General features: G+C 39.9%; 23 protein-coding genes. 22 read left to right on the forward strand and 1 reads right to left on the reverse strand.

Translation table 11 applies throughout. The features are described from left to right. Positions 1–51 precede the first annotated feature (51 nt). From NHH16_RS04895 to NHH16_RS04970, 16 genes are all read left to right on the forward strand, one after another. A complete protein-coding gene (locus NHH16_RS04895) occupies positions 52–381 on the forward strand; it encodes a hypothetical protein (RefSeq protein ID WP_262064779.1) in 330 nt (109 codons plus the stop codon). An 11-nt stretch (positions 382–392) separates the two neighbouring features. Next, complete coding sequence (locus tag NHH16_RS04900) at positions 393–1,232, forward strand: hypothetical protein (RefSeq protein ID WP_262064780.1); 840 nt, start codon at positions 393–395, stop codon at positions 1,230–1,232. Between the two features lie 13 nt (positions 1,233–1,245). Further along, positions 1,246–1,665 carry a PrgI family mobile element protein gene (locus NHH16_RS04905; RefSeq protein WP_262064781.1) on the forward strand — a complete coding sequence of 140 codons (420 nt, stop codon included), beginning with the start codon at positions 1,246–1,248 and terminating at the stop codon, positions 1,663–1,665. Beyond that, positions 1,574–4,180 (forward strand): VirB4-like conjugal transfer ATPase, CD1110 family, encoded by a 2,607-nt coding sequence (locus tag NHH16_RS04910; RefSeq protein WP_262064782.1) that lies wholly within the window; start codon positions 1,574–1,576, stop codon positions 4,178–4,180. The genes NHH16_RS04905 and NHH16_RS04910 overlap by 92 nt, the downstream gene beginning before the upstream one ends. Next, positions 4,180–5,877, forward strand: a complete 1,698-nt coding sequence (locus NHH16_RS04915; RefSeq protein ID WP_262064783.1) for a phage tail tip lysozyme — start codon at positions 4,180–4,182, stop codon at positions 5,875–5,877. The genes NHH16_RS04910 and NHH16_RS04915 overlap by 1 nt, the downstream gene beginning before the upstream one ends. A gap of 43 nt (positions 5,878–5,920) precedes the next feature. Then, positions 5,921–6,415 (forward strand): hypothetical protein, encoded by a 495-nt coding sequence (locus NHH16_RS04920; protein WP_262068483.1) that lies wholly within the window; start codon positions 5,921–5,923, stop codon positions 6,413–6,415. 170 nt (positions 6,416–6,585) lie between these two features. Further along, positions 6,586–6,927 carry a hypothetical protein gene (locus tag NHH16_RS04925; RefSeq protein ID WP_262064785.1) on the forward strand — a complete coding sequence of 114 codons (342 nt, stop codon included), beginning with the start codon at positions 6,586–6,588 and terminating at the stop codon, positions 6,925–6,927. A gap of 56 nt (positions 6,928–6,983) precedes the next feature. Continuing rightward, positions 6,984–9,095 (forward strand): AAA family ATPase, encoded by a 2,112-nt coding sequence (locus NHH16_RS04930; protein ID WP_262068484.1) that lies wholly within the window; start codon positions 6,984–6,986, stop codon positions 9,093–9,095. Position 9,096: 1 nt separating this feature from the next. Then, on the forward strand, positions 9,097–10,251 hold the full coding sequence (locus NHH16_RS04935) for an ATP-binding protein (protein WP_262064787.1): 1,155 nt from the start codon (positions 9,097–9,099) through the stop codon (positions 10,249–10,251). Beyond that, positions 10,251–11,549, forward strand: a complete 1,299-nt coding sequence (locus NHH16_RS04940) for a relaxase/mobilization nuclease domain-containing protein (RefSeq protein WP_262064788.1) — start codon at positions 10,251–10,253, stop codon at positions 11,547–11,549. The genes NHH16_RS04935 and NHH16_RS04940 overlap by 1 nt, the downstream gene beginning before the upstream one ends. Before the next feature lie 11 nt (positions 11,550–11,560). Continuing rightward, the gene (locus NHH16_RS04945; protein ID WP_262064789.1) at positions 11,561–11,806 is read left to right on the forward strand and encodes a hypothetical protein; all 246 of its coding nucleotides are present in this window, start codon (positions 11,561–11,563) and stop codon (positions 11,804–11,806) included. Continuing rightward, complete coding sequence (locus tag NHH16_RS04950) at positions 11,794–12,702, forward strand: hypothetical protein (RefSeq protein WP_262064790.1); 909 nt, start codon at positions 11,794–11,796, stop codon at positions 12,700–12,702. The genes NHH16_RS04945 and NHH16_RS04950 overlap by 13 nt, the downstream gene beginning before the upstream one ends. Beyond that, positions 12,689–14,953, forward strand: coding sequence for a VirD4-like conjugal transfer protein, CD1115 family (locus NHH16_RS04955; protein WP_262064791.1), 2,265 nt, complete (start codon positions 12,689–12,691; stop codon positions 14,951–14,953). Before NHH16_RS04950 ends, NHH16_RS04955 begins: the two co-directional genes overlap by 14 nt. Before the next feature lie 95 nt (positions 14,954–15,048). Beyond that, positions 15,049–15,999, forward strand: coding sequence for a DUF5688 family protein (locus tag NHH16_RS04960; RefSeq protein ID WP_262064792.1), 951 nt, complete (start codon positions 15,049–15,051; stop codon positions 15,997–15,999). A 67-nt stretch (positions 16,000–16,066) separates the two neighbouring features. Further along, positions 16,067–17,257, forward strand: a complete 1,191-nt coding sequence (locus NHH16_RS04965) for a hypothetical protein (protein ID WP_262064793.1) — start codon at positions 16,067–16,069, stop codon at positions 17,255–17,257. 80 nt (positions 17,258–17,337) lie between these two features. Continuing rightward, a complete protein-coding gene (locus NHH16_RS04970) occupies positions 17,338–17,853 on the forward strand; it encodes a JAB domain-containing protein (protein WP_262064794.1) in 516 nt (171 codons plus the stop codon). 244 nt (positions 17,854–18,097) lie between these two features. Here the strand turns inward: NHH16_RS04970 and NHH16_RS04975 are convergent, their stop codons facing one another. Next, positions 18,098–18,802 (reverse strand): GntR family transcriptional regulator, encoded by a 705-nt coding sequence (locus NHH16_RS04975; protein ID WP_262064795.1) that lies wholly within the window; start codon positions 18,800–18,802, stop codon positions 18,098–18,100. Positions 18,803–18,990: 188 nt separating this feature from the next. On the opposite strand from NHH16_RS04975, the gene NHH16_RS04980 reads away from it, so the two are divergent. From NHH16_RS04980 to tnpC, 6 genes are all read left to right on the forward strand, one after another. Next, positions 18,991–20,781 (forward strand): aminopeptidase P family N-terminal domain-containing protein, encoded by a 1,791-nt coding sequence (locus NHH16_RS04980; protein ID WP_262064850.1) that lies wholly within the window; start codon positions 18,991–18,993, stop codon positions 20,779–20,781. Between the two features lie 12 nt (positions 20,782–20,793). Continuing rightward, the gene (locus tag NHH16_RS04985; protein WP_262064796.1) at positions 20,794–22,155 is read left to right on the forward strand and encodes a peptide MFS transporter; all 1,362 of its coding nucleotides are present in this window, start codon (positions 20,794–20,796) and stop codon (positions 22,153–22,155) included. A 260-nt stretch (positions 22,156–22,415) separates the two neighbouring features. Next, positions 22,416–22,790, forward strand: coding sequence for an IS66 family insertion sequence element accessory protein TnpB (locus tag NHH16_RS04990; protein WP_262064797.1), 375 nt, complete (start codon positions 22,416–22,418; stop codon positions 22,788–22,790). Positions 22,791–22,859: 69 nt separating this feature from the next. Continuing rightward, positions 22,860–23,138: an IS66 family insertion sequence element accessory protein TnpB gene (gene tnpB / locus NHH16_RS04995; protein WP_262064851.1), complete on the forward strand. Its 279-nt coding sequence runs from the start codon at positions 22,860–22,862 to the stop codon at positions 23,136–23,138. A gap of 273 nt (positions 23,139–23,411) precedes the next feature. Continuing rightward, a complete protein-coding gene (locus tag NHH16_RS05000) occupies positions 23,412–23,720 on the forward strand; it encodes a hypothetical protein (RefSeq protein WP_262064798.1) in 309 nt (102 codons plus the stop codon). A gap of 38 nt (positions 23,721–23,758) precedes the next feature. Next, positions 23,759–25,036, forward strand: coding sequence for an IS66 family transposase (gene tnpC / locus NHH16_RS05005; protein WP_262064799.1), 1,278 nt, complete (start codon positions 23,759–23,761; stop codon positions 25,034–25,036). The last annotated feature ends 172 nt before the right edge of the window (positions 25,037–25,208 follow it).

Genomic DNA, 25,208 nt, shown 5'->3' on the forward strand with positions numbered 1-25,208 from the left:
CTTCCAATCAGGTCACCAAGAAGGTGGCTTTTTAATTGGAGGAAACGAAAAATGAAGAGAAATAAATATAAAAGATATGGAGCGAAGACAAAAGGAGTATTAGCGGTAGTGGAAGCACTAACGCTTTCCCTTATTCTAACCATACCTAGTTTTGCTGCTATAGATGTCGGGGCAATCACAAAGCCTATTGATGTGATAAAAACCGTACTGATTGCGGTGGTTGTAGGTATTGGTACGATTGTGCTAATCCTAGGAGTTGTCGATCTGGTGACAAGTTGGGGAGATCATAATACAGGAGGATTAAAGACCGCAGCGTTTAAGATTGCTGCTGGCGGACTGTTGGTTGGCATTTCTACTTTACTCGCACTTATGGGGTATTAAGGAGGTTGTGAATGAGCTTTATTCAAAACTTAATCAATGGCCATATGCTATACCAATTAGGATGTGATGTTTGGAATGCCTTTGTGGATATCTCGTTAGCCTTTCTGGTGAAAACACCAGAGGAAATCGATGCCAATTTATGGGCGGTTGTAATGGATAACATCTATCCTCTTTTTCTTGCAGTGGGTTCAGCACTAGTAGTAACCTTCTTCTTTCTGGGACTATACCGGGATGTTAGTGATTACCGGCAAATCATCCAGCTAGAAAGTCTTATTTTCATTTTGATTCGCTTAGGCATATGCCAAGCGGTCATCGTAGGGTTAAAGCCGTTTATTATGGCAATGTTTCAGTCGGGCCAGGCGTTATCGAGGATGATTATTAGTCGCATGGGATTCGCCACTGGTAGCGCATATGGTCACTTAGCACCATCCTCAGAGTATTTAAAAAGTGGCAGTCTTATGTTTGCCGGTACTATTATTGGAATTCTATTTTTTATCGCAGCACTGACCTGTGGAGGTTCTATCTGCTTATCGGTATTTCAGAGAATCATAAAGATTATCTTTGCTGCACCAACAGGTGCACTGGCCATTGCGACCATTGCGGGTGGTCGGGAGCTATCAAGAACTGCTAGCAGCTGGTTTCAAGAGTTTCTAGCAGTTATCTTAGAGGCTTCATTTATGATCCTAGCGATCGGGATTTGTGTACCGATTATGGCAATCCCGCTATTTCCAGGTTCAGGGGTGGTGGATACGCTGATGTCTATTATCGAACCAGCATTTAAGATGGTGCTTATGAGTAGTGCAGTCAGAGGGTCAGGTGCTATATTTAGAAAATTCTTAGGGATGCATTAGGAGGAAAGTTAGGATGAAAATTGAAATAAATCGAGACTTTGAGCAATACAAAGATGATTTCTTTCGTGGGTTAAATAAGCGAGAAACCATTAGCTTAGGGCTGCTACTGTTTTTAAACTTAGGCGGTGTCCTCAGCTGTCTATTTCTATTTGATATTCACGTTCTCTTAGGGATTTATATCATCTTGCCTCTAGATATCTTAGTGGGTCTGATTGGCTTCTTCCCGGCTAGTCGTATGGGAGTAGGGTTTATTGAGCTAGCGAAACGAAGTTGGCGCCTAAAGTTTACGCCAACGATTCACTATGCTTCAAAGGAGTTTACGAGAGAAAAGGATATTCGCTATGAAGGGCTTATCAAGCGGAAGAGAACGAAAAGATGGTCAAGAAAAGGAAGGAATCAAGGTGATAAACGAGATGGGAAAACGAACGTTTAAAAGTTATAAAAAGTGTAGTGTGCCAGTGTATCAGATTCGGAAGAATGCTTACCCTACAGACACAGGCTCCTACATACCGATAGAAAAGATATCTGAAAATGGTGTGTTTCAGATAGAACCAGATAATAAAGAGGGGATGGTTTTTGATAAGATGTATCGCTTTACAGACATCAACTTTGACTTAGAAGATGATGAAGGGAAGCGGAAAGTACTGCAGGTCTGGATGGAGATCCTTCGAGGGATGAAGGTGGCTTTTAAAGTGATGGTATCAGGGATTGAACGCCCACAGGAAACAGTAGAGCAGGAAAGCCGGCGAGAACCGCTTCACGAGGGTCCGATTTACGTACTAACAAATGAGGCCTTAAACGAAGTGATTGGGAAAAAGAGGAAGCTAGGAAATAACCGCATCGATTACCAGTACTACCTAATTCTTTCTTGTGTAAAACAAAACATGGAAGAGGCAGTTCTCTTCTTCAATAACCTAGAGACCAGTATTGTTCCCTATTTCTATCAACTAGAAAGTGAGCTGATACCAGTTGATGGGATTAACCGCTTGCAAATCTTAAAGAGTATTTATCGGCCATTGGAAGAGGAGCGTTTTTCGCTTACATGGGAAAAATTACGAGAGGAACGAGATTACTTTAGACATATACTAGCGCCACTCACAATGGAGATTGAGAAAAAGCAGTTACGTCTAGATGCGCGTTATGGTTGTGTACTACTTGCGAGAGAATACCCAGAATCTCTTCCCGATGGTTTCCTTACGAAGTTTGTAAAAGGGCTTAACTTTCCAGTTATCGCTACAATGGATTTTTCACCTCTTAGTAAATCCGATACAAAGGAAATGCTAAGTCGAAAGCTTATGAACATTGAAGGCAGCATCGATCGCCAACAACAGCAGAATAATCAGCGAGGAGCATTTCTAACAGATCCTAGTTGGGATAAGCGCCAGCAAAAACAAGAGATATCGGAAGAACTGGAGAACGCCCATCTAAATGATGAGGTGTATTTTTATACCTCTCTGCTCATATATGTAGAAGGAAAGTGCCAGGAAGAGTTAGATAGCCGAGTAGAGCGAGTTAAGCAACAAGCAGCGATGGAAGATGTGGAACTAGAGTTTTTAAGAGGACAGCAAGTAGAAGCCTTTCAGACGATGCTTCCAACGGCGACAAGGCTAGTACCGGTGCTTCGCCCCATGAAGGTAAGTAGTATTACCGCCTTTTGTCCATATCACGTGGCGGAGTTAAATGATAGAAGTAGTAGTTCAGCCTTTTATGGCATAAACCAAGGGTCCAAAACGCTAATCTTCGCCAATAAGAAGAATCTTAAGAATGGGAACGGCTTTATCTATGCGCCGCCGGGGAGTGGAAAGTCTTTTTTTGTAAAATTGGAAATCGTCCAGGTACTAAATTATACCTATGATGATGTACTAATACTCGATCCGGCCAATGAGTATTTTGATATCTGCGAGTTTTACGGAGGCCAAGTAATTAACTTTAGCAATCGCACAGAAACCCATATCAATCCCTTGTGGATACCTGAAGACGTATACCTTGATGAGTCCCTACGAGAAGGTTTCATTTCAGATAAGGGAGTGTTCATGCAGCGCTTATTCCCTTATATCAAAAAGAAAACCTTAGAGGGAAACGAAGCCACCTATATCGACCGCTCGGTACGTCGCTTGTATGAGGAAGTCTTTCGTATCTTTGATGAACAGGGAATTATGGAAGAGCCAACGTTCCTAGAATACCAACGCTTTTTAGCGGAAGAGCCAAGAGAAAAGGCTGGGGATATCTTGGACGCCTTTGAGCTATATGTAAGTGGTTCATCCAATGTCTTTGCCCATAAAAGCAACGTAGATATCAATAGTCGAATGGTAGTCTTTGGTATTCGGGACTTAGGAGAAACGCTAAAGAAACCTTCCATGATGATTATTACCGAGTTGATGACTACAAGGCTTACTTACAATAAACGCAACCATAAGGCGACGAGGGTCTACGGGGATGAGCTACACGTAGTCTTTGATGACCCAGAGTTCGCGCTTGCCTGGGAGAAGTTATGGAAGGTAGCGAGAAAAGATGGCGGTATTACTACTGGTATTACCCAGAACATCAGCGACTCTATTATGAGTAAGCAGGCCAAAACCATGGTTGCCAATTCGGATGTAATCGGAATCCTCTCCTTATCGAAAACAGACCGGCAGGACTTACCGGAGATTATTGACTTAACAGATACCGAAATGCAGTATGTGGATGCTAAGCATAAAGGGATGGGTCTTATGAAATTTGGGAATACGAAAGTCATTTTTGATGCTCGAATCGACCAAGATAATATCCTTTACTGGCTCTTTACTACAGATCCGAAGGAAAGTAGGCAAAAGCAAAAGCGCATGAAGGAACTAAAAGAGTTGATTGCTAAGAAAAAGGAAGAGGCTTGCATGCGTGATGCTAAGGAGAGGGATCAAATAGATAGAAACGGAGAAGCCAGTATCGCAAAACTACGAGAGGTGCTGTGATGAAGTTGTTTGAAGAAGAGAAATTCAATAGCAAATCCGCTCAAAAGTTACTATTTATCAGAAAGGGCTATCAACCTCAGAAGTATCTAAATAAGAAGGAGAGACGTCAGTGGAATAGACTTAACACCAGAAAAAAACAGCAGTATCTAGAAAAGGCTACGGAGAACTATTTAAGAAAGAATCAAAAGCCATCAAGTAAGGGTTTTCCAACTGGTGAAGAGGTTACGAATCAGACAGCTACGGTCAATAAAATAGCGGACTACCCAAGACCTGATGACATAAGTCACGTAGAAGCGACGATTGCTAAGTCGGCTACTAAGTTAGTTGCTATGGATAACATTAAGAAAGAGCGCCAAGTAGAACTCGGACGCGAAGAAGTCATTGAGAAAATGATGGCAGATGACTTTAAAAAGGCAGCAAGTGCTACTGGCGGAGTGGGAGAAGGTATTGCCATGGTGGCAGGACCGAAAGCAAAGTTCGCCATGGCGGCAGTGGTTCCAGTATTCTTGGCGGTATTAGTAGTGGTTATGCTATCAGCGAGTCTCTTGCTGCTGGTAATTGCAAGTGCAAGGCAAAGCGATGGGGGAAAAAGATTTGTAGAGGTAGCTTTAGCCGAAGAAAAAGAAGGGGATCAGAAAGGCGGCGATAAGTACTGGTCTTGGTTTGGGTTTAAGAAGCGAGAAGAATGGTGCGCTTGTTTTGTCAGCTGGTGTGCTGACCAGTGCGACTACATAGAAAAGGAGATATTCCCAAAGAGCGCTTCTGTTGCTCAGTATAGAAGCTGGTATGATAAGCGAAATCTCTACATGAAAAAAGATGGATACACACCAAAGGCAGGAGATTTAATCATCTTTGAAAACGGCATGAGTCATATCGGTATCGTTCAGTACGTAAAAGGCAATCAAGTAATAACCATTGAGGGGAATACGGGTGACATTGTGGCAACGCGAACATATCCCTTATCTTACGGTGGTATTTCTGGTTATTGTGTTCCTAACTATCCGGAAGAGTTTAGCGACTTTGAAGGAGAAACGAACGAGGAAATCACTTGGAACTTTTTAATAAGCAAAGGGTTTAGTCCAGAGAGTGCTGCTGGGATTATGGGAAATCTAAAGCAAGAGTCTGGTCTAGACCCGAAGTGTTATCAACAGGGCGGGGGACCTGGAAGAGGAATTGCGCAGTGGACAGTAGGGTCCAATCGTTTCAAGAACTTAGAAAGCCGAGCTACAAGTATGGGGACCACCTGGGATACCATCGAACCTCAGCTAGAACATTTATACTTTGAATTAAATGGCGGTGATGCGACAACAACTTTTATTCTAAACCGAGACTATGGCGGTTTAGCTGGTTTTAAATCAATGACTGATGTAAACAAAGCAACACTAGCTTTTGAGAAAGCCTTTGAAAGAGCCGGCATACCGGCAATGGAGAAACGATATAAATATGCGATGGAGTTTTATCAGAAATATAAAGGGGGTGGACCTATGGGAAAGCTATTATTTCCCTACGTTGTCTACGAGGTTCAAACATATGATATGGATATAGGAGTTGCAGAGAATCCAAGGTATCGGTTAATCGCTGGATTTTTAGAGAAGCGAAATGCCGACCGCTTTATGCGACAAGTAGTGAATAAGGATAAGATTCAGGTGAAACTTATGGATTATAGTGGAAAGAAAGCAGGTGAGGAAGAATGTTAGAAAAGAGCTTGCGATATCTCATGAGGAAAGGAGAATGATGCCGATGAAGGAATGGGAGATTCGTAGAAAGAAGAAATGCTTTATTCTAAAGATCTTAGTAGGGCTTATTGTAGTCATGGTAGCATTTGCTCTTATTATTGGAGCTATGATAAATCGTATCAACAGTAATCGAACAAAGAATTTAGAAAAGCAACGGGAGCGGCAATCGAAGATTGAGGCGTTACAAGAAACACCCGTAATAGTGTCAGATCCAGAAGTAGAGGAAATCCATTATTCAGGCTTAGTGCTTTTATCATTTTTAAAAGATGAACCAAGCCTGAATGAGTTTAAAAGTGAGTTAGAGCAGTATATTCGAGGCGCAGACTATTACGGTGAGTATACAGAAGTGATGATTGAGGGTAAAGATGCTTACGACGAGGTTATTAAAGTACGCCGGTTCTATCTAACCCTTGATAATGAAGAGCAGTCAAGAATAGAAGGACTGTATGATGTGCAAGCGAAAGAGTACGTCTTTGGTTACTATGCAGGAGAGCGCTAGGCCATTTATTTGGCTAGCATGGGGGTATTAGGGGGCATCCCCCTAGCAAGATGCCTTTGTATTACATAATGCGTATCTTGTTTAAATCATAAAAACGTTCTCTCATATTGAGCGGGCATCCTCTTGGGCAAAGCGCGTAAATTATCTGCAAGTATAAAAGGAGGCGATGTATGGAGGCAAAAGTTAACCGAAAAAATAAAAGCATTACAATTAGGTTAGATGAGAGATCCTATAATCAGCTGCTTGAGAAAGCGCTTAGCTATGGTGGTCTTAGCGCATATATTCGTTTGTTGATTAGGAGGACAAATGAAGAAGTGATGAATGATTATCAGATACAATTTCGAGATTTGCGATATCAATTTTGCAAATTGAGAGTTATTTGTGAAGAGTATATGAGAACGCTGGACGTTGACAATCAGAAACATTTTAAGGTAGTATTGGTTAAGATTGAAACGTTAGAAAAAGAGTTAAAAAATATATCTAGGGGTTGCAGAGAGAAAGTTAATTTGTAAAGATGGATTAACTTAGAAATCAATGTGGCCTCTATTTGATTTAAAGGTGGGAGAAAATGCTTAGCAAGATTACTTTACAAACAGATAGATTCAATGATACTGAGATTTCTAATTTAAAAGCAAAAAATTTTTTTTATGGCAAGAACGGAACAGGAAAAAGCAGTATTACAGAAGCGATTAGCACTCAGTGTGAAGATAATTATGATCTTCACATATTTCAGGGATTTAATCGAATTATTGAAGAAAACAACGGGTTGAATACAATAGCGCTTGGTATACAAAATGTTAAGCTTCAACCACTTATTAGTGAAAAGAAGAAGGATATAGAGAAGTTGGATGATGATCTTAAAGAGCGTAATGATAGTATAGAAAATACATTTACTATATATTCGAAAGAGCAGTTAAATTATAATCATTTGATTGGTGTAATTGATCGCTTTTTTTCGGCATCAGCGAGTGAGATTAAACGGGAGTATGTTGAACTTACTGGACCTAACTACAATAAAAATAACTTTAAAGAGGATGTGAAGAGTGCTGAAGAATTATCAAAGGAAGAATTATTTAAATACAAAACTCAATTTGAGCAGACATCCATAGAGGCTTCAGAAAAAATGAAGTTTGAGGCTCTAGAGGTTGACAGTCTTGTAGATGAGGTAAATGAGATTTTGACTACTGAGGTGGTAAAATCGGCTATTCTAAAGTTTGAAAGTACTGAGAAAATGAATTGGGTTCGTGAAGGTTTGAATTTTTACGGTAATGAAAATGAAGAAATATGTTTATTTTGTGGTAATAAGATTGAAGCGACGCGCCTAGATGATTTGAATAGTTTTTTTAGTGAAGAAGTGAAAACGATAGAAAGCAAAATTCGTAATCTGTTAGAAAATATTTCCATTATGAAGAACGCGTTAAGTCAACAGAAGCGGGTTGAAAAGTCGAGTTTTTACCCCGATTTTCATGGTGAGATTCCCACAATAAATGATCAAATTGATAGTGTGACGAAAGAGCATACACGTTTCTTGGAAGAGATAGAAAGTGCGCTTAAAGAACGTCAGAAAGATATTTTCATTTCTCAAAAAGCTCTTGTGTTATCGAAACCTTCAACTTACTCAGAAGTTGAGAAAATCTATTTAAGTCTGTATAAGAAAAACTTAAAATATGGAGAAACCTTAGACTCAAAAATAAAAGAGGCGAAGGACATGCTCCGTCAACATGAAGTGTCAAAAAGGCTTAAAGAATTTGATTATCAACAGAAGGTGAATGAGCTAAAGAAAACTGAGTCACTTCTTAATGAGGCAAAAAGTAAGTATGAGATGCAGAGTGGGAAGAGAGAAGAGGCAAAAAAGGAACTCCTAGCACTTTTGTCACAAACTATCGACGAAACAGTGGCAGAAAAAAGAATTAATGAAGCTATAAAATCACTAGGAAATCAGTCGTTTACCTTGGAAGGAATAGAGTCTGAGCAACGAGGGCAGTATCAAGTAAAAAGTTATGATGGTACTGTTCGAAATATCGGAACATTAAGTACTGGAGAAAAAAATATAGTCGCTTTTCTTTGGTTTCTGAATAATCTAGAAAAGGCGAGGCAAACAGATTCAAAACCAAAGATAATCGTGTTTGATGATCCAATGAATAGTAATGATGATACAGTACAGTATTTAATCATTACAGAAATACAAAAATTAATAAAGGATATAAGAGATGATCAGATATTTATATTGACCCATTGTACTCATTTTTATCTTAATGCAAGATATAACTGGTGGCGAAATTCTAAAAAGGATACATATAATAAAACCACGTTTCATTTGAAAAGAGTTGGAAACAAATCATCTATAGAGTTAATCACGTCTGAGAGGGATGATATTAAGACCAATTATGATGCTCTTTGGAGGGAGGTTAAATTTTTATATGAAGAGCATAAACCCGATTTTATGATAAATCCTATAAGGCGAATATTTGAAACTTATCAAAAATTCAATGGAATAGATGATTTATATAAAAATGACGCAGAGTCTCAGAAGTTATTCAATGTTAACTCTCACTCTATTGATGATTTGGAGGCAGATCTAAATGGTAAAGACGAAGATGCGATAATAAGCAAAGTACGGCAAATATTTGAAGCAAATAATGCAGGGGAGCACTTTAGAACTTACTGGGGAGAAGTCTAATATGGGCAATTTAAAACAAGAGATAGAGAATTTAATCGCACTAGAACAAGAGGGTGATTATTGGGACTTTAAAAGAGAATGGTATGATAAACAACATCTACCCAATTTATTACATGATATCATTAGCATGGCCAACAACTTAGCTAATAGAGATTGCTATATTATAATCGGCGTAGATGAAGAAAATGATTTTGATTTTAAGGATGTATTAGGAGACCCAAATAGAAAAAATACCCAAAAATTAGTTGATTTCCTAAAGAACAAAAAGTTTGCCGGTGATATGAGACCGATTGTCCATGTAGAAACGATAGAATACGCAAGGTCATGTATTGACATAATTGTTATAAAGAATAGTAATAAAACGCCGTTTTATTTGAAAGAAGCATACAAGGGAGTATTTGCAAATCAAATCTACACAAGGATTCAAGACACAAATACACCACTTAATTCTTCAGCAGATATTGATAAAATAGAGTGGCTTTGGAAAAAAAGATTTGGCTTAATTCAAACTCCAATTGAGCGAATTGAGTCATTTTTAGAGGAACCAAATGCTTGGGTAAATGGTCCGAACGGAGAAATGCAAAAGTATTATAAGCGTTTTCCGGAATATACATTAGTGTATGATGACGCTGCCGATGGGCGCGATGGATATACCTATTATCTTTTTTCTCAATATAAAAGCAGACCATATTGGAAAGACATTAAAGTTTATTATCATCAAACTCTTTTAATTGAAGTTGATGGTGTAGCGCTAAATGGTGGTGTATACATGACCCCTTGCCCAGATATAGATGGGATTTGTTTTAATGAATATTATAGTTGGGATATTCCATACAGGTATATGGTTAAAGGGTCGTTCAAATATAAATTAAGTGAATTTCTTTATCATAATGAGTGGTCTTATGAAGCAAAAATAGCGCGCGATAATTTCTTTTCAGTTATTCTAATATTTGAAACTGAATTGGAAAAGGACTCATTTATAGATTATGTCATTTGTAATTGGGAAGAAAGAGATAAATACAAGGATTCGATACATATTGCATCTATACCAGAGATGAAAGGTTATAATGTAAATGTTTTTAAAAAAGAGTATGAAAATGCACTAATACTAAAGTTAATGTTACATGATTTTAGAAGAGAAAGGGGACTCTCCTAATGGCAATCATCAAACTAGACCACCTTAAAGAAGGTAGCGGTCGAAACCCATCCGCCGGTCTCTATGGTGCCATTCTCTATATTCTAGATATGCAACAGGGGCATAATGGGGAAAAGACCAAAGGCGGATTACTCATTGGCGGCAATGCTGGAATCACTGCAGATGAGATTTATGAATTAATGATAGAAACGAAAGAGTTTTTTGGAAAGAACTGGGGCAGAGTGGCTTATCACTTTGTCCTTTCTTTTCCCCCAGGGGAAGTAACGGCAGAAGTAGCCCATGAGCTAACGGGCCAGTTTGTAGACCGCTACCTAGGGGACCGCTACGATATCGTATTTGCCACTCATGACGATCAGGAACACAAGCATAGTCACATCCTATTTAACAGCCTTTCCAGGAATGGTTATAAATACCATTACAAAGCCGGTGACTGGGAAAAGGACATGCTGCCGATTCTTAATGGCATCTGTATCGCGAACGGTTTAAGTTATATTACTCTTCAGGATAAAGAGGGGCGATTAAATAGGCGCACTACAGGAAAAGAGAAGTGGCAAAAGAAGCAAGGTCACAAGAGCTGGGACAACCTTATCCGCCAAAACCTTCAAGAGGCGATGCAGGCAGCAGGGGACTATAATGAATTTTTAAAGATATTAAGGGATAATGGTTATCAGATTCGAGAAGGAAATAGTAGCCAGTATGGTCCCTACTTTTCTATCCAGTGTGAAGGGATGGGAAAAGCTAGGCGAAACTACCGATTAGGCGCAGGCTACAGTGTGGAGGATATAAAGAAGCAAATTGATAACAAGGAATTATTAAAGGACATTGAGGAGATGCTCTCGGACGTTAGTACGTACCGGGAGCTTTTGCATTCCCGGTATTATGGAAAACGCCTGCTTAGACTACCTGCCTATTATTACCGAAAGTGTATCTTCCTCTGTAGCTGGAATAATCGTTTGTTTGCTACCTATCCAAAGATAAAGCCTTGGAAGTACCGGAAGGACGTAAAGGAGCTAGATAAGCACATGGACAGTCTGCAATTAACCGATAAATATAAAATCCAAACACGAGAGCAGCTTATACAGCTAAAAGAAAGCTTTGAATTAAAAAAGAAAATGCTGAATGCAGACTACCGGCAGCTTAAGAAGGAAGGAGGTGAGGAGCAAAAGAAAGAGTGCTTGCAAAAGCTAAAGGAAGTGAGGAAGGAGCTTCGGACCATCCGGTTTATTAGTGACACTTATTCGGTAAGCGAGGAAAGTCTGTTTAAGGAGTGGAAGGTGGAAAAGGAACGTGTTAGGTGAAAGGAGAAGTTATGGCGACAACGAAAGAATTAGAAGATTTAATCAGAAGGATTCAAGACAGAATTGTATCTATGGAGAAGTTTATTGAGGAACGAGGGCTCACGTCAGAGTACATAAAATACGTAGAAGAGCTCTCAGCAAAGAAAGAAGCAATTAAGGATCAGGTAAAAGAAGTAGAAAGGGCAACGAAAAGAGAAAAGGATATTGAGCTACCGAACCGCAACCTCCGTCAGGGAATAAGCCTATGGTTGAAGTAAAAACGGAAGCCGGTCGGTTTCTTAAAACCAAAGGCAACCTGTTTAAAGGAAAGTCAGAGGAAGAGCGAGAAGCCATTAAGCGAGAAATCCGTACCGGTTTTGAGCATGGGCTAAGCGAAGAGCAGATACTGCTTTATGCAACCAGTGATTATAGTTCCTTGCAGATGCAGGCGATTCGTGTAGCCATCGAAGAAGGGATTCCTAAGTCCTATATCTTAGAAAAGATTGCCTTAAAAAGCAAAAGCCCGGAAGCCATGCTCGAATCTAAGATTCAGTATTTTAACAGTAAGGCAGGTGTTAAAAATCCAGAGGTTGTTAATGGTGCTTATATCCAGAAGATTCATGCCCAATTATCTCTTTTGGAAACCAGAATCGATACTCAGCAGAGCTTCTTTGACCAGATCACCCAGCGGTTGGAGTTAGAGAATACTCAGTTAAAAGAAGAGCTGCAAGTAACCGCTGCTGAGAATAAAGTCTTGAAAGAGCAGCTATTACTTAGCGACCGGCAAAAGGGAGAGGAGAGCCTAAGAGTTCAGGACTACGAAAGAAAATGTAATCATTTAAAAGAACAGCTAAGTGCTTTAGAGTCTAGAAACCAAGTCCTTGAAAGGGCGAGAACAGAAAGGGAAGAAACGCCCAGAAGAAAACGACAGAGCCTTTTCTTTTGTAGGAAGCGGGAGTCTCTACCTGATTGGTTTTTAGAGGTCCTTGTGACCCCAGGGTTTTCCCTTGAACAGATGAGCCTCTTAACAGAAGCCTATCATGCAGGAATTAAAAGAAACATCTTACTAAAGCTAGCCAGTCCAGAGATAGAGGCGAGCCACATGAAACAAGTTATAGGCATGTTTGTGAAAGGAGGTGAGAAAGAAGGGAGTGAGATAAATGCCACCAAGTAAACGGCAAAAGGTCAGTTGGGGGATTAGCTGGATCATCATCCTTATATTCTTTTTGTATGTAGCGTATTGCTTATCCGGACTATTTATGGTACCAGGAGTGAATCTTGAAACCTACGATAAGATAGCGCTACAACTCTTAACCCATCCGTTAGAAAAGTCCTGCTGGAATGACAAAAGTATGCATTGTCTGGGTGTTGCTCTCTTTGTCTGGTTCTTAGCAGCTCTTTGGCATTACTCTACACTTCATGACTTACGCATCGGAGAAGAGCATGGTACTAGTAAGTGGGGCAGCATAAAGAAAATAAATCGTCGTTTGGCAAGTCTGGTGACTTGTCATTTTTTGTGTTTTTCTTACAAACGCCCCGGGTCAGAAAACCGTGTTCTGTCAGAAAGCTTGCGGGTTTCTTACGATACGAAACACACCAAGCTTAATAATAACCTACTGGTCATTGGGGGCTCTGGCTCAGGGAAAACAGCCTATGTAGTCATTCCGAATCTTCTAGCCAACTACGGCAGTAACGTATATACGGATCCGAAAGGAACGTTAGCTGAGGAGTGTGGCAATTATCTTATGTCTATGGGAAGGCGCGTGCTATCGCTAAATCTTGTAGACATGAACCAGTCTTGCCGGTATAACCCTTTCCGGTATCTAAGGAAAGCCAGTGACGTGAATAAGCTTGTCACCAACTTAATGGCAAACACCACCCAAGAGAATGCCAATCACTCAGACCCCTTTTGGGAAAAAGCGGAAAAGATGTATTTATCCAGTATCTTCTTTTACGTCTGGACAGAGTGCCCCCGAAAGGAACATCGCCGGCTAGAAAATGGGGTAATTGAAAACGTGTATTTAGACCGTACCTTTCGCAGTGTGCTTCATCTACTAAACGAAGCAAAGGTAAATCATGACCCTGAGGTTAAATCGCCTCTCGATGTCAGAATGAATAAGCTGGCAAGAGAAAAAGGAGAAAACCATCCGGCCGTTCGTAGCTATAGGCGCTGCGTAAGAGGAGCAGGCGACACCGTTCGTAGTATTATCGTATCCGCTAATGCAAGGTTTGATCCCTTTGATAATGAGGAGCTACTGCGGATTCTTGATGGGGATGATATTGATTTACCATCCCTAGCAGCGGGATTTCATGGAAATACAGATATCAAAACCAGTCTCTTTTGTTGTATCCCCGATGACGACGATACCTATAACTTTATTCCAGGGTTACTCTATACCCAGCTCTTTCAGGAGCTCTACCGACAAGCCAGGCTAAACGGTGGTAAGTGCCCCATACCGGTGGGCCTGTGGTTAGACGAATTCGCCAATATCAAGATGCCCGCCGCCTTTGAAAAGATCCTAGCCACTTGTCGTAGTCGGGATATCTATTGTGCCATTCTTCTACAATCCTTAGCCCAGCTGAAGGTTGCTTACCGAGAAGATAAGTGGGAAGGGGTCTATGGGAACTGCGATACCGTAGTGTTCTTAGGTGGTAATGAACCCTCGTCTCATAAGCACATGAGCGAGCAGGCAGGAGAAAAGACCATTGAAAAACGAAGCCAGGGAGAAAGCAAAGGTAGTCATGGATCGAGTAATGCCAACTACGATGTAATGGGGCGACGGCTAATCTTGCCAGAAGAAGTTTCTATGCTTAAGGATGAATGCCTAGTCCGGATAAAAGGAGAGTATTCTGTAAAGGATAAGAAGTGGGACTACTACGGTAAGCATAAGAAGATCCGGAGCCAGATTGTAGCCTTTGGCACCTTTTCTCAAGAGATTCAGATTGAAAGAGAAGAGGACCGACTGGTAACCAAGGAACTGACAGAAGGGTTTACCCCTCTAGGAGAAAAAAGTAGAACCTATTATGAGCGTTGTCAAAAGAGCGGCGAGTCAGTGGAGTTATACGAAATAAGTAGGGAGTCTTTTCTGACCTATGATTTTTCAAAAAGCAAAAGTAAGACGGAAGCCCAGATGCTACTTTTCTTAAAAGGGGCTTACGACGAGAAATATGAGAAAAAGGAGAAATGGCTAGCTAAGGAAGAGCCTACCAAAGAACAGGTGATAAAGACTCCAGAGGATTTATTGGATTACGTGATTAGTGGCGCCTTTTCTAAAGAACAAATGGAGGTTCTAGGAAGAGTTTCTTTAAAAAAGATTCCCTTCCAGAAACTAAAGCAGATTGCAAAGCCAGAGCTACCAGCAGAAAATATGGCTTTTGCTTTAAACCTATTAACCGAAATGGAGGATACATATGATTTTAATTGAAATCAAGAAGGAAAACACCAGTGAAAAGAGAAAGTCAAATCTAGAGGCTTATTATCAAAACCTAAGAAAAAAGAACCGCAAAGGGGGAAAGAAGCATGTTTAATCAGTTTGCAAAAGAGGTAGAAGAAAGGTTACAGGCGCATTTTGAAACCAATGGGCTAGATGTTCAGGTTCAACTAAATAGCGTTCTAAAAGTAAATGATGTTAATCGCCAAGGTATCATTATTAAACCAGAAGATAGTAAGGTGGCGCCGATTATCTACTTAGAAGAATTTTATGAAGACGTTCAAGACGGTAGCAAAGATATGGACAGGGTTATTGATGAACTTGTGGGCATCTATGAAGAGAACCGTGCTATGCGCGGACAGATCCACCTCGAGAATATCTTCTCCTTTAATCAGATCAAGAATGAACTTACTCTTTGCGTAGTCAACACGGCCAAGAATCAGGAGATGTTAAATGAAATCCCTTATGTGGAAATGGATGATTTATCAGCCTTTTGTAGAATCCCTATGATAAATAGTGAAGAGCAGCGGGGATTTATGAAGGTTACCTATGAACTACTAGATGCTTGGAACGTGGACTTTAACGAAGTCTATGACATGGCTATTTCCAATACCCATAACTTTAATGACTTTCGACTATATAGCATGGAAGACATTATTGGTGAAATGATGGGAAACGGAGCACCCCAAAACCTGCTTAATAAAGAGATGCACGAGAATGAGGGCATGTTTGTCTTAACCAATGAACCGAAAGTAAATGGCGCCACAGCGCTATTACGTCCAGACATTATGGAACAGGTTTCGGCAGTACTAGGCGGGGATTATTACATTTTACCTTCGTCCTTGCATGAAACGATTTGTATCCGTAAAGAAGGAGCACCACCAGCGGCCGAGCTAGGTGAAATGGTGCGGGAAATTAATGCGACTCAAGTAGACGTGGAGGATCGCTTAAGCGATCATATCTATGCCTACGATAGTAGGGAAAAGAAGCTTCATTCAGTAAGAGAATCCTTCTTACCACTAAAAGAACACAGCTTATAAAGAGAGGCCCGGGAGCTTGGATGCTTCCGGGCTTATTTAGTGATGAAAAAGAAAGGAGCAAAGAGCAATGAGTGATGTAAGCGATACCATGCAGATTGTAAGTCTTGCAGGGCATGGAGCCTTCATTTTAGGAAAAGTAAGTGTAGAAGTCATTCAGTTTTTCATGCGGCTGGCACTGACCAAGCGCCAACAAAACATGCGCTTAAAGTATGGGGAAATGACTTTAGATAAGCTAATGGAAAAGCAAGCCCTAATGGGAGACCAAGCGGTAGTGTTTCAGGTAAAGGTAACAAATGAAAAAGAACTAAGTAGCGTAAAAGAAGAACTGACCAAGAGAGGAATTACCTTTTCCCAGCTATTTGACTTTAATTTAGAGGATAATTTCACTCAGTTTTACAGCAGTGCCTCCGATAGCCCGAAGCTAAACGCCTACTTTAAAGCCCATGAAGAGTTAATGGCCGGGGCCATCAAGATGGAAGACTACTTTAAGTCGGCACCGGAGAAGGATAAGCAGGCAATTAAGGAAGAGGTAGCAAAACATTTAAATACTAAAAAAAAGTCCAATGTGCCGACAGCCCTTAAGTACCTTGTTAAGCAGGAAGAGTATGTGAAAAACCAGGAGCTAGAAGAACGTTTTGCCCATCTCTTGTTTAAGCATCCGAAAGAAGAAGGACATCTGATTGCGATTCCCAGTGATGAGGTTATAAATCAGGGAGAGGACTTTTTGCTTTTACTAGAGCCTACCGACGAATATCCGATTTTATCTAAAGAGGGACAGATACTTGAACGTAGACTAGGGAAGGATATTTATCTGGCATTTGAGCGAGAAGAATTCTTGCAGCTAGAAAAGCTATCACCAGAAGAACGAAGAGACCTTGCGGAAGCCAAACGACTAAAAGTGGCAGAGCTTTATCAAGCAGAGCGGAAGAAAGAAGGCGCCTTTGAAGTTTCTTTTCCTGTCCGTGACCGAGTAAGCGAGACCGCTTATAGCCTCGAGTTTCTAGTACCAGGAAGAGGGGAGCGCACAACCATGGAGCTACCAAAGGACCGGCTAAAGAAAAGTAAAGACGGGAAATTCTATCAGGCGGTTTTAAATCGCGAGGAATTATTAGACGTACGTGTCTTAGGGTACCCAGTTGAAGCATACGGAAAAGATATGGAAGAACATTTTGAACTATTAGGAACGGAAACAGGAATAGGAGAGAAAATAACTGTCAAAGAAAGGAGAAGTCATGAAAGAACTAGAAGTAGTAAATGAAAAGGAACTGAGAGAACGCATTGAAAAACTGGTAGATAATCAGGTATTAATCGTGGAACTAGAAAGGAGTGATGATGACGATGAACAATGAATTAGATTTAGTAGCGGTCCGCCTAATAAAAGAAAAGACCTATTATAGCGATGCGCCTGTTAACAGCCCACAAGCGGTGGTAGATTTTTTGAAACAGGAGTTATCTACTTATGACCGGGAAGTGATGTGTGTAGTGAATCTTTCAACTAAGTGTGACGTTATCAATTTGAACTTTGTAAGCATGGGCACAATAAATTCCGCTGTGATTGAGATGCGAGAGCTCTTTAAAGCCAGCATCTTAAGCAACGCAGCTAGTATTGTCTGTTGCCATAACCACCCCTCAGGAGATCCTACCCCCAGTAAAGAGGATATAAAACTCACAGAACGGATAGGCCTATCAGGAAAGCTACTTGGCATAGAACTATTGGACCACATTATTATTGGTAGGGGAAATATGCCTTACTACAGTATGTTAGAGGAAGACGTATTGCCCGTAGGGAATATGGAGGTGTTTAAAAGAGAGGTCTCCAAAATAAAGGGGAGTAATCGTGAGCAAATGTTATAAAGAAACGATTTATATAATATGTAAGTCAGAGAAGAGAGTTATTTGTAAATATCATGATTTTATATTAGCCATGGTCAGATATAGTCTTACTGGCCATGGCTTTAAAAAGTTTCACACTCTCAAAAAATAGCCAAGCACAGAAGTTTTCTGATCTTGGCTATTTCTAGTTTATTTGAAAATAAAAAGCTATCATATAACGAATTTCCATATAGTATGGAATATGGCAAACAAGACTTTAACTATCTTACCTAGCAAATAGTGTTTCTAAAATGTCTAGAGGAAATTTAAAATCAGATTCAGATACATTACTAGAATCTAATCTACGTTTAATGGAATTCATATAGTGATCAGCAATAACTTCACAAATAGCAGTTGTATCGTTGCTGCGATATACATCATATAATTTGCTATGAACTTTATATTGCCATCCTGCAAGAGTTTTACTATCTTGTGTCTCTACTGAACAACTTAGAATAGTTGCATAATCTAAATCGTTCCACGCCTTAATTAAGCGAGGCATACCGGTCTCTTTAATCATTGCTCCATGAAACAAATTGTCATAAGTGATAATATCGTTAAAACTGTCCTCATTCATAGTTTCCATTAAACGTAATATGCGTTTCATTTCTTTAAGAGCACTGTCAGGAATAATTCCATTAAATGATTTAACGGCAATTAATTCGTATGTCCCACGTAGAAGATATGCTTCAAACACATCTTCTAAGGTGATTTCTTTGACTGAACAACCCATATTACGGGTGTATTCAACTAGCCCTTCTTGTTCAAGTTGTCGAAAGGCTTCACGAATCGGCCCCCTACTAACGCCAAATTCTTCGGAAATTTCTTGCTCAATAATTCGCATACCAGGCTCTAGTTCGTGACTAATTATTTTTTCGCGGATCGCATCAACAACGCTTTCACGGAGAGTGCGATATTTTATTTCCCCCATATCATCGTCCCTTTACTGTGTATTTGGAAATATCAACAAATTTATTTTAGCACAGTAAAATTGAATGGTAAACACTCCTAGTAAAAACAATATTAATTAATGAAAAATCACTATAAAGCATTGACATACGATATAGTTTAATGTAAATTGTTAACAATCAACAATAAAAGAAAAGGAGATAAGATATGTTGGAAGTTGCGGATCGCATTCGGAAACTGCGAGAGCTTATGAAAGAAGCAGAAATTGATTTCTACATTGTTCCTACTGCTGATTTTCATCAAAGTGAGTATGTAGGTGAGTATTTCAAAGCTAGGAAGTTTATGACAGGATTTACAGGCTCTGCTGGAACGATAGTTGTTTCTCGTGAAGAGGTAGGACTTTGGGTGGATGGCAGATATTTTATTCAAGCTGCTAACCAAATCAAGGGAGCGCCGATAACACTTTTTAAAATGGGAGAACCTGGAGTACCTACAATTAATGAATATCTGGAGACTAAGCTTAAAGAAGGCGAAAAATTAGGCTTTGATGGCCGAGTAGTATCTATGAGTGAAGGCCTTGAATATGAAAAAATAGTTCAAAACAAGAAAGGCCATATTGTAAGTGGCCAAGATTTGGTGGATAAAGTATGGGAAAATCGCCCACCAATCAGTGAAGAAGTAGCATTTGCGTTAGATGAGAAATACACTGGTGAATCTGTTTCGTCTAAGCTAAAACGTATTCGTAAGAAAATGTCAGAGAACAAGGCAGATGCTCATATTTTAAACACAATAGATGATATTTGTTGGACATTAAATATTAGAGGAAACGATATTGAATTTTTCCCGCTTGTACTATCATATGGAATTATTTATATGGGACATATGGATTTGTATATTGATGAAAAGAAGCTAGATTCACGAATGAAAGAGAAGTTAAAAAAAGAAAACATTTTCTTGCACCCTTATAACTCTTTTTATGAAGCTGTAAAAAATATTGCGGAAGGCAAAAGTGTAATGCTTGACCCTGCAAAAATTAATTACGCGACTTTCAATAATATTCCTAGAGGGGTTGAGAAAGTTGAAGAAAACAATCCTGAAATATTATTTAAGTCTATGAAAAATGAGGTAGAAGTTGAAAATATCAGGCAAGCACAGATCAAGGATAGCGTATGCTATGTTAAATTCATGAAATGGCTTAAGGAAAATTATGAAAAGGGTGATATTACTGAATTAAGTGCCTCTGCGAAGCTGGATGAATTAAGAAATGAGCAAAAGAACTATATTAGGCCAAGTTTTGCACCTATATGCGCGTATGGTCCCCATAGTGCAAGTCCACATTATGAATCAAGCCCAAAAACAGATGTAGTATTAGAAGCGGGTAATTTTTTCTTGGCAGATACAGGAGCGGGATTTTTAGAAGGCTCAACGGATATTACAAGAACTTATGCTTTGGGAGAGGTAAGCCAGGATAAAAAGGAAGACTTCACTTTAGTTGCCGTAAGTAACTTGCGTCTTGCTAGTGCTAAATTTTTATATGGCTCAACGGGAATGGTTTTAGATATCTTAGCTCGAAAGCCGTTTTGGGATCGTAACATTAATTTTAACCATGGTACAGGACATGGTGTGGGATACCTTCTTGGAATACACGAGGGGCCATCGGGTTTTAGATGGAATTTTAGAAGTCATGAATCTCATCAATTAGAAGCGGGAATGGTAATAACAAATGAGCCGGGAATCTATTATGAAGGTTCTCATGGAGTGCGCTTGGAAAATGAATTACTTGTATGTAATGGGGAAAAGAATGAATATGGCCAATTCATGTATCTAGAGCCAATTACATACATACCCTTTGATATAGAAGCAATAGAACCAAAAATAATGACACAAGAAGATAAAACACTACTAAATGATTATCACAAATTGGTATTTGAAAAAATATCACCATTTTTAGATGAAGAAGAGAAGGTATGGCTTGAGAAATTTACAAGAGAAGTCGAGTAGGAGGGAATTAAAATGAAGACTAAAGAAAGAAAATACCCGTTGGGATTTTGGATGTGTGCGGGCACAGAAATATTCGAGAGGCTTGCATATTATTTAGGAAGATCTCTAATATTGATTTTTGTAACAACTGCGGTAGTAAATGGTGGATTAGGGTTAAGCGATTCGGTTGGGGCTAAATTACAAGCGAACTTGACAGCGTTTGCATATTTAGGGCCGGTACTAGGAGGAGTAATTGTAGATAGATTTATCGGGGCAAGATATACTACTCCTATAGGTATGGTGCTGGTCGGAATAGGCTATTACATGGGAGCGTTAGCCAAAGGTCCTGGTATGATATATGCTATGATTGTATGCGTAAGTTTAGGCCTTGGTTTATTTAGGACTGCGCCTCTTATCGGAAGAATCATTGGAGACAACAGCAAAATGGATTCAGCTTTTTCTATACGCTACACTTTAGTTAATGTTGGGGCGTTCATTGGAACCTTCTTAGTTGGGATCCTTTATAAAGATGTATTTGCGAAAGATGGTGTTTTAGGGTTTGCTCCATGCTTTAAGTTAGCTGCACTTGCCATGTTTGTGGGAGCGGTTTGGTTTATGATTGCTACAAGGTTTATGGGAGACGTAGGTAAAAAACCGTTTAAAATGGAAAAGACGGAAGAAGAGCTAGAAGAAGAAGCAAAACAAAAGGCATTAGATAAAGAATTAAAGAAAATGCCAATGACTACAATTGAGAAAAAACGTATTGGAGCAATTGTATTGGTGTCGGCATTTTCAATCGTTTTCTGGATATTCTGGTATTTAGCATATCTTCCAGTATATTATCACTGGGCAGAAAATATGAATTGGGTAGTAGCGGGATACGAAGTTCCGGCTACATGGTTTGATGCGGCGAATTCAATATTCTGTGTAATACTTGGGCCGATTACGGCAAAACTGTGGACAGTTTTAGCTGCAAGGCCACAAGGGGATATGAGCTTATTTAGAAAAACTGGATTAGGAATAGGGATACTTGGGCTTGGGTACGTATTCTTTGCAGTGATTGAAATAACTCGAGGAAATGGAAAACCAAGCGTTTTATTACTAATAATATTCGCATTCTTATTAACACTAGGAGAAATGTTCTTCTCACCACTTGGACATTCATTCATTAGTAAGTATTCGCCTAGCCGTTATTTAGGAGTCATGATATCTGTATGGGGAATCGCCACATTTATCGCTGGAAAAAGCTATGGCAATGTTTATGAGTTTGCTTTCGGAGGCAATTTTAAATTTTCATCAGCCTGCATTGTAATTGCTATAGTGGCATTTGTTTCAGCTCTAATACTGTTTGCTTTAGATAAAAGATTATCTGGATTAGTAGAGAAGGAACAATAAGTAGAAAAACAATTATAAAAAGAGGTCCTGGGTACGTGCTTATGAAGTAGATATCCAGGATCTTTAATAAATATAGGCTCTGCCATTTTAGTTTTATGAAAGACAAAGAGTAGTCAAATGATTGCTCTTTTTTAATGCTTTTAAATGGTCGTTTGTGTGAAAATTGGTAAACGTCAAATCATCCGCCTAGTAGTTTTCTGAGTTTTGTGGCATACTTGAAAAAATTCCAAAAACTAACAGTTTTTTCGAGGAGGATTGCGATGGATAAAATTACACATGAAATGCGCCTTATGCACTGGAAAACGATTGTTGAACAGTGTCAAGGTCGCCCGAGAAATCAATCAGCAAAGCAATGGCTTGCAGACCGGGAAATACCTGAGAAGTCTTATTATTACTGGCAACGAAAAGTCCGACAAGAAGTATATGAAAAATTGAATTCACCAACAGCAATACCAGCGGTACAACCCGATGCCAACATTTCCTTTTCAGAGATTCCGTTATCGTTTAGGCAGGAGTCATCTACTTCTTTTCAACCGGCAGCGATTGTGAAGACACAAAAGATAACAGTTGCATTATCTGATTCGATATCAGAGCGACTTCTTAATCAACTTCTACAGGCGGTGCATCATGCTTGAAGATGTAGCCGGTATTCGCCGTGTCGTAATCGCATGTGGTTTTGTTGATTTACGAAAAGGAATCAACGGATTGCTCAGATTGTTGGCGCCCGATATGACCTGAATCCATTCGAAAAGGGCACCTTGTTTTTGTTCTGTGGCAGAAGGTCAGATCGCATGAAGGGGCTACTTTGGATGGGGAATGGTTTTTTGTTACTCTATAAAAGATTCGAAGACGGCTCTCTTTCATGGCCACGTACACAAGAGGAAGCGGTTGAATTAACAGAAGAACAATTCCACCATCTAATGCTTGGGCTAAATCCAGTTAATCCAAAGATTAAGGAAGTCAATCCTTCTAAAATAGCATAAAGTTTTATGCAAAACAGAGAAATTTTCAGGCTCTTTTCCGAGAGAATAGAAACGAAGATTCGCACTGTAAAACGGATTATAGCAGTGCAAATCTCTTTGTTTCATACCACTAAAAAGGGACATTCTCGTACTTTGACACCTCTACATATGGAGCGTTTATTGCAGTCTGTTGAGGTCTTATCTATAGGCACAATGACGAATATTCAGTATCGTGAAATTCGCTGTTTTCTATGTTTTAGAGTATAATAAAAAACAGGAAAGGGGTGAACATTCATGGGTCAAAAGTACACAGCTGAAGAATTGAATCAGTTCAGTAAACAAGAGCTTGTATTTTTGGTTTCTTCTTTACAAGGGCAAATGGAAACGATGAATGAAAATCTCGAAAAGCTGATTGAGCAGGTGCGGATTGCAAATCAGCAAAGGTTTGGTCGCCATACGGAAAAGTTAGATACTATGGATGGACAGCTCTCCTTTTTAACGAGGCAGAGTATCTCTCGGAGGAAAATGCCGAAGAGCCGGACATTGAGGAAGTATTACAAAAAAAGCCACGTGCGAAGAAACAAAAGGGTAAGAGAGATTTAGATCTTCAGGATTTCCCTGAAGAACTGCAGGAACATGATGTGCCCATGGAAAAGCTGGATGCACTATTCGGCGAAGGCTGTTGGAGAAAAATGACAGTCGAGGAATACAAGCGACTACGTTATGAACCGGCATCATGGACGGTGGAACGACATCGAGTACATGTTTATGTTGGAACCGGCGGAGAACATCAGGATGAATTTCTGCGTGGAACACGTCCGAAAGACCTTCTTCGAAACAGTATTTTAACACCATCACTTGGCGCAGCAATCATGAATGCAAAGTATGTGAATTCCATACCGGTTGCTCGCATTGAAGCGGAGTTTGAACGAAATGATGTCCATCTATCCCGTCAGACTATGTCGGATTGGATTATTAAATGTTCAGAGCGTTACTTTGAACCGTTGTACCAGAGACTACGTGAAAAACTTTTAGAATTCCCTGTAGCCCAGGCAGATGAAACACCGGTAGATGTCATTCGTGATGATCGCAGTGCCGGAACTCCAAGCTACATGTGGGTATTTCGGAGTGGAGAATTCTACAAAGAGACTCCGATTGCCCTGTATAAGTATCAAAAGACTCGTAACAGCGAGCATCCCAAAGAATTCTTCAAGAATTACAAAGGCGTCGTGGTTACAGATGGATTGAGCCAATACCATAAACTCGACAGGGAGCTTGAAGGATTTACAAATGCGAATTGCATGGCTCACGCAAGGCGAGATTATGCAGATGCTGTAAAAGCATTGGGAAAGAGCAATCCGGATGTAGTAAAACGCTCCATTGCTTATCAGGCACTGGCTCGAATCAGTAGCATCTATAAACTGGAGGGAACGCTATCGGACATACCGGCAGAAGAACGGCTGGTAGAAAGACAAGCCACAATCAAACCATTGGTTGAGGAGTATTTCACATGGATAAAAGAGAGATTGTCCGATACGAGCTGTTTACCGAAAGGGAAAACAGCTGCTGGACTTAACTATAGTGTCAATCAGGAAAAGTACCTAAAGGTGTTTTTAGAAAATGGAGACGTACCAATTGATAATTCAGCATCTAAACGAAGCCTTCGAACTTTTTGTGTCGGAAAAAAGAATTGGATTTTTTGTAATTCGATTAAAGGTGCACAAGCAAGTGCAATCGTGTATAGCATCACAGAAACCGCCAAGTTGAATAATCTAAATCCTTATTACTATCTTCAATATTTACTGGAAGAGATACCGAAGCTGATTGCGGAAGACAGAACTATCGATAATTTAAAACTGGATACGCTGCTTCCGTGGTCAAAAGACCTTCCGGAGCAATGCAAAAGTAAACGCCGCTGAGAGGTGGTGCAACTTAGGGATTTGCGAAAACAAGTAAATTTTGAGCGACACCTTCAAGCGGGTGCAAAGAAAAATCCTACATCTTAGGGACATTCCCTCGGATGTAGGATTTTTTGCAGTGCGCCTGGCGGCGCACGTTTCTAACCGGTGTAAGTCCGCAATCCGCCCGGTA

This window comes from Ohessyouella blattaphilus, from assembly GCF_024721265.1.
Lineage (GTDB): Bacteria > Bacillota > Clostridia > Lachnospirales > Lachnospiraceae > Aequitasia > Aequitasia blattaphilus_A.